This is a genomic window from Catenuloplanes japonicus, assembly GCF_000717135.1.
GTDB classification, from domain to species: Bacteria; Actinomycetota; Actinomycetes; order Mycobacteriales; family Micromonosporaceae; genus Catenuloplanes; species Catenuloplanes japonicus.
The window spans coordinates 37,179-48,034 of record NZ_JNXY01000015.1; the positions used below are offsets into that span (position 1 = coordinate 37,179).

General features: G+C 71.2%; 8 protein-coding genes. 2 read left to right on the forward strand and 6 right to left on the reverse strand.

Annotation, left to right across the window (positions count from 1 at the left end; genetic code table 11):
• The first annotated feature begins 134 nt into the window (after window positions 1-134).
• Complete coding sequence (locus OP04_RS20925; RefSeq protein WP_085066630.1) at window positions 135-815, forward strand: bifunctional acetaldehyde-CoA/alcohol dehydrogenase; 681 nt, start codon at window positions 135-137, stop codon at window positions 813-815.
• A 108-nt stretch (window positions 816-923) separates the two neighbouring features.
• On the opposite strand, the gene OP04_RS20930 is transcribed toward OP04_RS20925, so the two are convergent.
• The gene (locus tag OP04_RS20930) at window positions 924-1,409 is read right to left on the reverse strand and encodes a nitroreductase/quinone reductase family protein (protein ID WP_232323673.1); all 486 of its coding nucleotides are present in this window, start codon (window positions 1,407-1,409) and stop codon (window positions 924-926) included.
• On the reverse strand, window positions 1,406-1,555 hold the full coding sequence (locus tag OP04_RS51905; protein ID WP_085066631.1) for a CBS domain-containing protein: 150 nt from the start codon (window positions 1,553-1,555) through the stop codon (window positions 1,406-1,408). The genes OP04_RS20930 and OP04_RS51905 overlap by 4 nt, the downstream gene beginning before the upstream one ends.
• A 367-nt stretch (window positions 1,556-1,922) precedes the next feature.
• Here OP04_RS51905 and OP04_RS20935 point away from each other — a divergent pair, with 367 nt between their 5' ends.
• Window positions 1,923-2,846, forward strand: a complete 924-nt coding sequence (locus OP04_RS20935) for a DUF389 domain-containing protein (protein WP_033341465.1) — start codon at window positions 1,923-1,925, stop codon at window positions 2,844-2,846.
• A 72-nt stretch (window positions 2,847-2,918) separates the two neighbouring features.
• Here the strand turns inward: OP04_RS20935 and nhaA are convergent, their stop codons facing one another.
• The 4 genes from nhaA to OP04_RS49875 form a co-directional block, all read right to left on the reverse strand.
• Window positions 2,919-4,217, reverse strand: coding sequence for a Na+/H+ antiporter NhaA (gene nhaA, locus OP04_RS20940; protein ID WP_033341466.1), 1,299 nt, complete (start codon window positions 4,215-4,217; stop codon window positions 2,919-2,921).
• 389 nt (window positions 4,218-4,606) lie between these two features.
• Window positions 4,607-6,913 carry a penicillin acylase family protein gene (locus tag OP04_RS20945; protein ID WP_085066632.1) on the reverse strand — a complete coding sequence of 769 codons (2,307 nt, stop codon included), beginning with the start codon at window positions 6,911-6,913 and terminating at the stop codon, window positions 4,607-4,609.
• The gene (locus tag OP04_RS20950) at window positions 6,910-8,148 is read right to left on the reverse strand and encodes an MDR family MFS transporter (RefSeq protein ID WP_033341629.1); all 1,239 of its coding nucleotides are present in this window, start codon (window positions 8,146-8,148) and stop codon (window positions 6,910-6,912) included. Before OP04_RS20950 ends, OP04_RS20945 begins: the two co-directional genes overlap by 4 nt.
• A gap of 5 nt (window positions 8,149-8,153) precedes the next feature.
• Window positions 8,154-10,847 (reverse strand): amino acid adenylation domain-containing protein, encoded by a 2,694-nt coding sequence (locus OP04_RS49875; protein ID WP_051798460.1) that lies wholly within the window; start codon window positions 10,845-10,847, stop codon window positions 8,154-8,156.
• Window positions 10,848-10,856: the final 9 nt, after the last annotated feature.

The window sequence follows — 10,856 nt, forward strand, 5'->3', positions numbered from 1 at the left end:
CCGAGCCGACGGCTGACGATCGGGCCCGGCTCAGCGAACTGCTGACCGACTTCCGGCAGAGGTACCCCGAGGTGGTGGTGACCCCGCCGTGCGCCCCGCAGGTCACCACGGCCGTATGAGCCGACGACGATCATCTGTCCGTCTACGCCGGCGACTTCACCGACGGCCTGGCCCTGCACGCGATCCGGCTCATCTTCGGCCACCTGGCCCGCGCGGTCCACCACGGCGGGTCGGATCCGGAGGCGCGGGAGCGGATGCACAACGCGGGCACGATCGCGGGCATGGCGTTCGGCAGCGCGTTCCTCGGCATCGTGCACGCCATGTCGCACACGCTCGGCGCCACGTTCCACGTCGCGCACGGCCGTACCAACGCGATCCTGCTCCCGCACGTGATCCGCTACAACGGCACGGTCCCGTCCAAGCTGACCGGCTGGCCGAAGTACGAGAGCTACCGCGCACCGGAACGCTTCCAGCAGATCGCCCAGATGCTCGGCCTGCCCGCCGCCACCCCGGCGGAGGGTGTGGAGTCGCTGGCGGTCGCGATCGAGCGGCTGCGGGAGGACGTCGGCATCCCCGCGTCGTTCCGGGCGGCCGGCGTCAACGAGCACACGTTCCTGGCCTCGCTGCCGCAGCAGGCGTTGAACGCCTACGAGGACCAGTGCGCGCCCGCGAACCCGCGCATGCCGATGCTCGACGACATGCAGGAGCTGATGCACGTGGCCTACTACGGCTCCCGGCCCACGGCGGACGCCGGGACCCGGAACCCGGCGCCGCGCAAGACCCGGCCGTCGAGAGCAGTGCCGGCAGCGTCATGACGGCGTCGAGGGGCGCGACCGGGCATACCGACCTCGGACAGCGGAGTTCGCCAGTGCCCACCTGGCGATGGGAATTGTTGACGCGCTCAACGTCATCCACGCTTCGATTCACCCGTCCGCATCAATGAGGAAGACCGGGATGATGGTGGCGGCCGTGCACAGGTCTGGTTCCGGTGAGCGGGCGGTGACCGGCAGATGCGGGCGTGCGCCCGGTGCGACCTGCAGGTAGCGGCGGATGATCGGCACCCGGTCCAGGGCCGGTACTTCGGTCAGGCGCACCGGTTCGCGTCCGCGGCGGCGAAGGACCGCGCGGCCGCCTGCAGCGCGGACGTTCCGTACCCAGTTGGCGTGTTCGCCGAGCATCGAGACCAGGTAACGGTGTTCGCCGAGGAAGACCACGACGACTGGTACGGCGATCGGGCGGCCGGTGCGACGGCCGGTGACCTCCAGCGTGGCGGCGCGCCGGGGTGCGAGGCCGAGGGCGAACTGGGCGGCGTCGAGCCGGATCATCGCCCTGGCCAGACGGCCCGGCCGATTACCCGGGTACATCCGGCGTTTGAGCTCGTAGAGGCCCTGCATCAGTAGTCCCGTCATGACGCGACCCCGTTCACGCGATCGTAGGGAACGTGCTCCGAACCCTCACGCAGGTACACCTCGAGTAGGCCGGAGCGGGTGACGATGCCGATCACACGGCCCAGGTCGTCCACGACCGGCAGCCGCTTGACGCGCTCTTCGGCCATCCGGCGTGCCGCGACCGATGAGAGCGGTCGCCGGCGCGGTAGGCAGCGGTGCGGTCATCGGATCGGACGCGCTGCCCGCGTGCCACTGTGTCATGTCGTTCACCTCCGGAAAGGCCACCGTAGGCGTGTTGACCGCGATGGATAAGGGCCTTAAGACCATCGATGCTGGGCGCCGGGCGGGGACCTTTGCCCCTGGCGGGCGGAGTTCCTGCCGTTCGATCCGGGCAGTCCGCTGGTCCGCATGGTCAGGTACATGCTGCTCGACCGTAGCGACCTGGCCCGAGCCCGGCCCCGGTATCCACGTCGGGGACCGACTCCGGCGACTCGTAAGCTATGTGATCACCGTCCGGGGAGTGGGGATGTCATCGTGCTGCACATTCGGGTGATCTCGCCGGAGACGGTGACCGGGAAGGTCGAGGAGATCCTCGCCGCCGACGACGCGGTCACCCACGTGACCGTCGTCGCGGGCGCCGCCCGGTCACCCCGCGGCGACCTGGTGGAGTTCGACGTGGTCCGGGAGGGCGCCAGCGACCTCTTCGACCGGCTGCGCGCGCTGGGCCTTGAGGAGAGCGGCGCGATCGCGGTCGGGAACGTCGACATGGCGATCTCCGGCGCCGCCGACCGCGCCGCCGACCGCACCCCCGGTCTGGGCGTCGACGCGGTGGTCTGGCAGGAGATCGAGCACAAGACCGGCGAGGAGACCGCGCTGTCGGTGTCGTTCCTGGCCTTCATGTCGGTGGCGTGCGTCATCGCCGGGATCGGCGTGCTGCTCGACCAGCCGATCCTGATCGTCGGGTCGATGGTCGTCGGACCGGAGTTCGGGCCGCTCGCGGCGCTGTGCGTCGGCCTGGTGCAGCGCCGCGGCGATCTGCTGCGCCGGTCGCTGACCGCGCTGCTGGTCGGGTTCCCGGTCGGCATGGCGGTGACCGTGCTGGTGATCTGGCTGCTGACCGCCGCCGACCTGGTGGACCGGTCGATGCTGGTGGCGGAGCGGCCGCTGACCGACTTCATCTGGCGGCCGGACGCGCTGTCCTGGGTGGTCGGCTTCCTCGCCGGGATCGCCGGGATCCTGTCGCTGACCTCGTCGAAGGCCGGCACGCTCGTCGGCGTGCTGATCTCGGTGACCACGGTGCCGGCCGCGGCGAACGCCGCCGTCGCGATCGCCTACGGCGTCGGGCGCGAGGCCTGGGGGTCCGCGCTGCAGCTCGTGATCAACCTGGTGGCGATCGTGGTCGCGGGCGTGCTGACACTGCTCGTGCAGCAGGTGGCCTGGCGGCGTACAAGCACCTGAGCCCGGCTCGTCCGGTATCGGCAGCCGGACCCGAGCGCGACTGCTGCCGGTTTCCGGTCGGCGCGAGCCGGATCAGTCTTTCTGGTAGACGTCCGGGATGCCGTCCGCGTCCGCGTCGAGCTCCTCCTCGGCGGCCAGCCGCTGGTAGTGCCGGTTGCGGGCGCGCAGCACGATCGTGGCCAGCAGCGCCGCGATGACCGAACCGGCGAGGATGCCGATCCGGGCATGTTCGTCCTTCTCGCTGCCGACGCCGAACGCCAGCTCGCCGATCAGCAGCGAGACCGTGAAGCCGACCCCGGCCAGCAGCGACAGGCCGAGCACGTCCCACCAGCTGACCTCGTCGCCGAGTGACGCGCGGGTGAACCGCTGCACCAGCCAGGTCGCGCCCAGCACGCCGAGGCACTTGCCCACGACCAGACCGGCGACGATGCCGATCGTGACCGGGTCCCGCAGCGTGGCGCCGATCCCGCCCGCGCCGGCGACCGAGACACCGGCGGCGAAGAACGCGAACACCGGCACCGCCAGACCGGCCGACAGCGGCCGCCACCGGTGCTCGAAGTGCTCCGCCAGCCCCGGGCCGGGCCCCTCGGACTTCCGAAGGACCGGGACCATGAAGCCGAGCAGGACCCCGGCGACCGTGGCGTGGATGCCGGACGCGTGCACCAGGCCCCAGGTCAGTGCGGCCAGCGGCAGCAGCAGCCACCAGGAGCGGACCCGCTTCTGCACCAGGAACGCGAAGGCCGCCAGCGGCACGAGCGCGGCGGCCAGCGGCAGCAGGTGCAGCGAGCTGGTGTAGAACACGGCGATGATGACGATGGCGAGCAGGTCGTCGACGACCGCGAGCGTCAGCAGGAACGTGCGCAGCGCCGACGGCAGGTGCGTGGAGATCACACCGAGGACGGCGAGCGCGAACGCGATGTCGGTCGCGGTCGGCACCGCCCACCCGGTCAGCGCCCCGCCCGGCGAGGTCGCGTTGATCGTGGTGTAGATCAGCGCGGGTACGGCCATGCCGCCGACCGCGGCCGCGACCGGCAGGACCGCCCGCCGCGGGTCACGCAGGTCCCCGGCGACGAACTCGCGCTTCAGCTCCAGCCCGGCGACGAAGAAGAAGATCGCCAGCAGCCCGTCCGCGGCCCACTGCGCCAGCGTCAGGTCGAGGTGCAGCGCGTGCGGCCCCAGCCGGAGCGCGCCGAGATCCCGGTAGGTCTCCGACCAGGGCGAGTTCGCCCAGAGCAGCGCGGCGACCGCCGCGCCGAGCAGCAGCATCCCGCCGACCGTCTCGGCACGGAGGATGTCGCCGATCCGGCTGACTTCAGGCCAGGAACCCCGACCGAACAGGTGACGGGCGGGACGGCGCGGGGCATCGGACACGGGGCTCCTCGGGCAGGGCACAGCTGGGACCTCGCCGACCAGTCTTCCCGGCACACCTGCCGCCGAACATACCTTGATCTTCGTCGGGACGCAGCGTCGTCGGTCACCCGGCGGCCTCTGCGGCCGGCCGTGCCGCGCGAACGTCGCCGCGTTGTCGCGATCAGGCGGTCGCGATGCCATTGCCGACCTATGGCAATAGCACATGATCGCGGAGAAGTATCGCCAGTGAGCCGGCTCTCCCAGAAATCTTGGGGTGGACGGCGCACCAGCGTCAGCCTGGCCGGGCGCCGACCCGGCTGACGCTGGGCGTCAGCGGCGTCGCCCGACCCCTCTCGGTGAGCACGGCGATGAGCGAAGGGCCGCAGGTTCCCGCCGATCGCATGTGACGGTCAGGTGGCGGGCCAACGGGGTGCGCGGATGGTGAGGCGGGTGGTTGGGCTGGCGGGACCGTCCAGCGGGACGGTGTGCAGGCGGCCCTGCGTGTGGGTCATCGTCTGGTCGTCGTAGTGCCTCGACGCGGGGTTGCCGGACGCGCCGTGGCGCAGGCTGTCCTGGATGAGCGGACCGTCGGCGCCGAAGCAGACGACGAATCTCCAGGGGGCGCCCTCCGTGACGGAGCCATCCTCCGTCGGGTACATCAGGCAGACCGTCTGACCGCCACCGCTGACCGGTGTGTCGGGATCGCCGAAGAAGGCACGTAGCCCAGGCACGGCCGCCGCCAGCGGATGACGGTCCCTGATCCGGTTGAGGTCGCCGAAACGCCACTGCGCCGGGTCGGGACCCCAGGTGTTGGCCAGGCTCGCCGCGGCCGCGGCGAGGGCGTGGCCGACGACGGCCGGCAACGGTTCGTTCTCGCCGGCGTGCTTGCGGGCGGCGTCGTCGAGCACCAGATGATCGACCTGCAGGGTGACGTCGGTCATGAGTACGGTGAGGTCTCGCCCGAGCGGGGTGTGAACCCAGCGATCCGCCAGCTGCCGCATGAGTGCCGCGAAGATCAGCGGGGCCGGCTGCGCGGCGTCGTCCCGGCAGTCCCAGCGGGCCAGAATGTCGTAGCAGCCGGCGGCCGGGCCACGCGCGGGTGGATGGGCGGCGAGCGCGGTGAGCAGAGCGGGCAGCACCCGTACGGCCCGGCCGTTGACCGTGTCCATCTGCCATCGGCCGTGGTCGGCGGCTGCTATGCCCGGTGCGGCCCGGCGGATGAGATCCGTGATGCGGTCCGCGCGGTACGGGCCGCCCCAGTCGGCTCCGAGGTGCGGCGGCCGCCCGTCCGGGATGATCTTGTGGTTCGCGGTGACGTACACACTGCCGGCGTCACCGGTGGACTCAGGCAGCTCGTCGAAGCTCAGAGGAGCGCGCCAGCGTCGCTCGGCGTCGGCCCGGCTGGACACGCCGACACCGTCCGCTGCCCGCCGTCGGGGAATGATGCCTGCGGTCTGGAAGCCGACCGTGCCGTCCGCGGCAGCGAGGACGAAGTTCAGCACCGGTACGCCGAAGCCGCGCAGGACCTCGCGGAACTGTCCCCAGCTGCGTGCGCGCCACATCCGCTGGCATGTCTCGGCCTCTGTGGACTCGAAGAACCCGGACCAGTACAGGCCGGCCGACGGGGCGAGGAGGACGTAGCCCGGTCCGCCGGAGGCGGTGACGGTGACCGGTGCGCCGCCGCGCACGGTGATGACCTGGGGGCGGGTCCACTCCGGCGGCCGGTGATCGGCGTCGGTGATCGCGAACAGGTCTTGTGTGTCGGCGGTGGCGTTGGTGATGCCCCACGCGATGTCACGGTTGGTGCCGGCGACGAGACCGGGGATGCCGGGCACGGTCACGCCGTATCCGATGTCGGGGCCGAGCCTGAGGCCCACCTGGTACCAGAGGTTCGGCTGGGTGAAAGCGATGTGCGGGTCATTGGCCAGCATCGGCCCGCCGGTGCGGGACATTGCTCCTCCGACGACCCAGCCGTTGGAGCCGCCGGTGCGCTGACCGGTCAGCAGCGCGCTGAGCCAGGCACGCGACGAGTCGGGCAGGCGGGAGGTGACCGGCGCCGCCGGCGGTGCCGGGCGCGTATCCGGACCGGGCCGGCCGAGCGTCGTCGTGCCGCCCTGCGGATACCGGGGGACCGAGAACACGTCTGCCAGGTGGGGATGCCGGGCGGCCAGGCCGTCCCGGAAGAGTTCCTGGTGCAGATTGCGGCCGAGCCCGAAGCCGAGCTGCTTGATGATCGCGACGGAATCGACGGCCGTCCACGGTTCGGGCCGGTACCGCAGCAGCTGGAATTCGACGGGCAACGCGGCCCGCCGCCTCAGGCGACGGATGAGGTGATTGACGCCGGCGGCGAACGCGTCGAGGTTCTCGGCCGCCTGCGACGGCAGCGCCGTGAGACTGCGCTCGGCGGCGTAGGAGAACGACAGCGTGCGGGCCAGGACGTCCTGGTCGATCAGCGACGGACCGAGTACCTCGGCGAGCCCGCCGTGTGCGCGCCTGCGTAACACGTCCATCTGCCACAGCCGGTCCGCAGCCATGGCGTATCCGAGGCCGAAGTACAGATCCGGCTCGGCCCCGGCCTGGACCCATGGCACGCCGCGTTCGTCACGGTCGATGACCACCTGCTGCCGCACTCCGGCGGCGTCGATCCGGCCGGAAGGCCTCGTCGCCCGCAGGCTCCGGCGGCCCAGCAATCGCAGGAGCGTCAGTGGTGGTCTCACGAGGTTTCCCCGCGCGGTGTGCCGGCAGCGACCGGCGACGGTGTGGGTACCTGCCGTCCGACGAAGACGTAGATGACGACGCTGACCAGGGCCAGCGAGCCGATAGCCAGGAACATGGCCGTCCCGCCGTACGCCGACAGGATGAGACTGCCGAAGTACGGGCCGGTGAAACCGCCGAGTTGCGACAGCGTCTGCGCACCGAAGTAGCCGCCGCGCAGGTCGGCGGGCGCGATCCGGTCCAGCAGCGTGAACTCGGACGGGACGATGAGCACTTCGCCGAGTGTGAACACGACCATGGCGGCGACGTAGTGCCACAACTGCGCCGACACGGCGAAGCCCGCCATCCCCGCGAAGGTCAGCACGCCGCCCGCGGTCATGGCACGCAGCGGATCGAATCGGGACATGTGCCGGGCCAGTACGGTCTGCAGCCCGATGACGGCGACCGCGTTCGTCGTCATCACCGCACCGAGGAGATAGGCGCTGTTCGCGGCGGACCCGGCGAAGTGCTGGGCGAGCAGCACCGAGATCTTGTTGTGTACCGTCTCCAGCAGGATCGCGGCGATCAGCAACCAGGCCAGGCGCCGGTCGGTGACCAGGGCCAGGACGGTACGTCGCAGCGCGGTACACCATCCTTGCGGCATCGGAACCATGCCGGGGCCGGTGTTCCCGTCTGCCGGCGCCGTCCGCGCCGGGGCGGCGACCATCACCACGACCGGCAGGTAGAGCGCGTAGATGCCGGCGGCGACGACGAACGACGTACGGTCGCCGGTCAGCCCGACCGCGGTGCCCAGCAGCGGGCCGATCGCGTAACCCGCGTTGATCGCCAGATACTGGTAGGAGAACCACCGCGGCCGGTCGGCCGGCGCGACCAGATCGCTGAGCAGCACCTTCGCCACCGGGCTGAAGGAGCTGGAGGCGGTGGTGAGCGTCGCGGTACAGACGAACGCGGTCACGACGTCGCCACCGATGGCGAGGCCGGCGAATGAGGCGATGACCACGAGGATGGCCGCCACCATGACAGGCCGGCGGCCGATCGAGTCCGACAGTGCCCCGCCGAGAAAGCCGCCGATGATCGCGAACAGGATCGCGCATCCGAGCAGCAGTCCCACGGTGGAGATGGACACGTGCAGCTCGGTACGCAGATAGATGGCCAGGAACGGCACGGTGATCGAGTTGCCGAGGCTCATGATGGCGGAGCCGGTGACCAGGGTCCTCGCCCGCGCCGGCGATGACATGCCGGTCACTGTCCGGCCTCCAGCGTGCGGACGAAGGTTGTCAGCGCGGCGGCGGTGAGCTGCACGTCGGGCTCGTGCAGCATCTGTTCGTGACCGGTCGGTAGCACCGTGCGGGCCAGCCGCGGCAACACCTCGTTCCAGCCGGCGAGGTACGTCGGGTCGTGCTCCGACGATTCCTGGCCCGCTTGTATCAGCAGTGCGGGCCGGTCGAGGCGGGGCAGGTCGGCGGCGAGCGCGGCGTACATCGCGCGGTAGGCGGCGAACGCCTCACCGAGCGGGCCGATGAGAGGTACCAGCGCGGGAGCCGCCGTGCGTGCGGCCCAGTCGATCAGTCCAGGATCGTCCGGGCCGGGAACGGCGCCGGCCTGCTCGCGCCACTGCGCGGTGTGGTCCGGGAACGCGACGGCCACGTCCTGCAGGAACGCACGCTGCGGGGCAGAGGTCCGGGCGCGGATCGCGCCCGGACTCGGCGCGTCCAGCAGGATCAGGCCGTCGACGTGGATCCCGGCCGTGGGCAGCAGTCCGGCCAGATGGGCCGCCAGCACACCGCCCATGGAGTGCCCGGCCAGGTGCACTCTGGTCACTCCGGAGGAGCGCACCGCCTCGAGACAGGCGGTGGCCAGGCCACGCGCGGTCAGCTGCCCGGTGTGGGCACGGACGAAGTCCTGGGTGTGGAGCGCGTAGACGGACCGGTCCCGGACGTGCACGGACAGCCGGACCATGGCGGCGCCGATGCCGAACACACCGGGCAGGGTGACGAGCGTGGTATGCCCGGACCGGTTCTCGGCCAGGGACAGCAGCTGCACGCTGCCGGCCCCGCCGGCGCTGGTGGCGCCCCGGCCGTCACGGACCGCGCCGGCCAGCCCGGTGGCGGTCGGTGCGCGCAGGAAGTCCTGCAGCGGCACCACGACGCCGAAGTCCCGGCGTACCGCGGCCAGTAGCCGGGTGGCCAGCAGCGAGTGCCCGCCGGCGTCGAAGAAGCCGGCGGTCGCGGTTATCCGCGGCACGAATCCACGCATCAGCTCCAGCATCGCCTCGGTGAGCGGGTCTTCGTGCGGTGCGGAAGCCGGATTTCCGTGCGGTGCGGAGGCCGGGTGCGCCGTGCTGTGCGAGTAGTGCAGTGCGGCCCGGTCGAGCTTGCCGTTCACGGTCAGCGGCAACCGGTCGAGCGCCACCACGTCGTAGGGGAGCATGTGATCCGGCAGACGCTGATGCAGTGCCGCGCGTACGGCACCGATTTCCGGGCGTGTGCCCGGCTCCGGCACCACGTACGCGACCAGTACGGGCCCGGTACCGGGCAGCTCATGCGTGAGCACCGCGGCCTGGCGTGTTCCTGGCAGATCCATCAGCGCCGCACGGATCTCACCGAGCTCGACGCGGTAGCCGCGGATCTTCACCTGGTCGTCGGTCCGGCCCACGTATTCCCACTCGCCGTCCCCGGTGCGCCGGACGAGATCACCGGACCGGTACGCGCGGACTTTCTCACCGTCCGGCCCGGCGATCATGACGAACCGTTCCGCTGTCAGCTCCGGCCGGCCGCGGTAACCGCGCGCGACGCCCGGTCCGCTGATCAGCAGCTCACCCTTCTGTCCGTGCGGCACCGGACGGTCGTCCTCGTCGCGTAGATGGAAGCGCAGGTCAGGCAGCGGCTGACCGATCAGGCTGGCGGGCTGGCCGAGATCCGCGGCGCGGACTCTTCGGTAGGAGGCGTGCACGGTCGTCTCCGTGATGCCGTACATGTTGATCAGCTGGGGCGAGTTGTCGCCGTACATGCCGACCCAGGTCCGCAGGTCGCCGAAGCGCAGCGCCTCGCCGCCGAACACGATCCAGCGCAGGTGCAGCCTGCCCGCATCGTCCTGGCCGGCGCTCACCAGCGCCTGGAACGCGGTGGGCGTCTGGCTGAGCATCGTGACCCGCTCACGGGCCAGTAGGCGGTGGAACGCGACCGGGTCCCGCGCGGTGCCACGGTCGACCACGAGGACGCAGCCGCCGGACAACAGCGGCCCCCACATCTCCCAGACGGAGAAGTCGAACGCGAACGAGTGAAAGAGGCTCCACACGTCGTGCTCGGTATAGCCCAGCAGCGGACGCGTGACCTCGAACAGTCGCAGCACGTTGTGCTGCGACACCTCGACACCCTTCGGCACCCCGGTGGTCCCGGAGGTGTAGATGACGTACGCGGGCGCCTCCGGTGACGTGTCCGGCGGTGCGCTGTCGCCGGCCGGTTCGGCGGGATCACCGAGGAGTAGGTGTGGCAGTTCATCCGGGGCCAGGGCGTTCAGCTGCGCGGTGGTGACGATCAGCGCGGGCGCGGCGTCGGCCAGAATCAACGCATTGCGTTCGGCCGGCGCCTCGGGATCGAGTGGTATGTAGTACCCGCCCGCCCACACGACCGCCAGCGCCGCGACCACCATGTCGGCGGAACGTGGCAGCAGCAGCGCCACCGGCTGACCGTCGCCGATCAGCCCCCTGATGCGGTCGCCGGTGCCTGCGACACGTGACCGCAGGTCCCGGTACGACAGGGTGCCTGCCGCATCCCGCACCGCGGGCCGGTCGGGGAATGCGGTGGCCGTGCGGTGGAACGCGTCGATCAGGGAGCCGGTCGTCGCAGGATCATCGGGCGAGGCGGCCGGGCCTGCGGCTTGTCGCTGGGCGAGGAGCCGCTGCCGGAGGGTGTGTGCCCGGTCCGTTGCTGTCACTGGATCTTC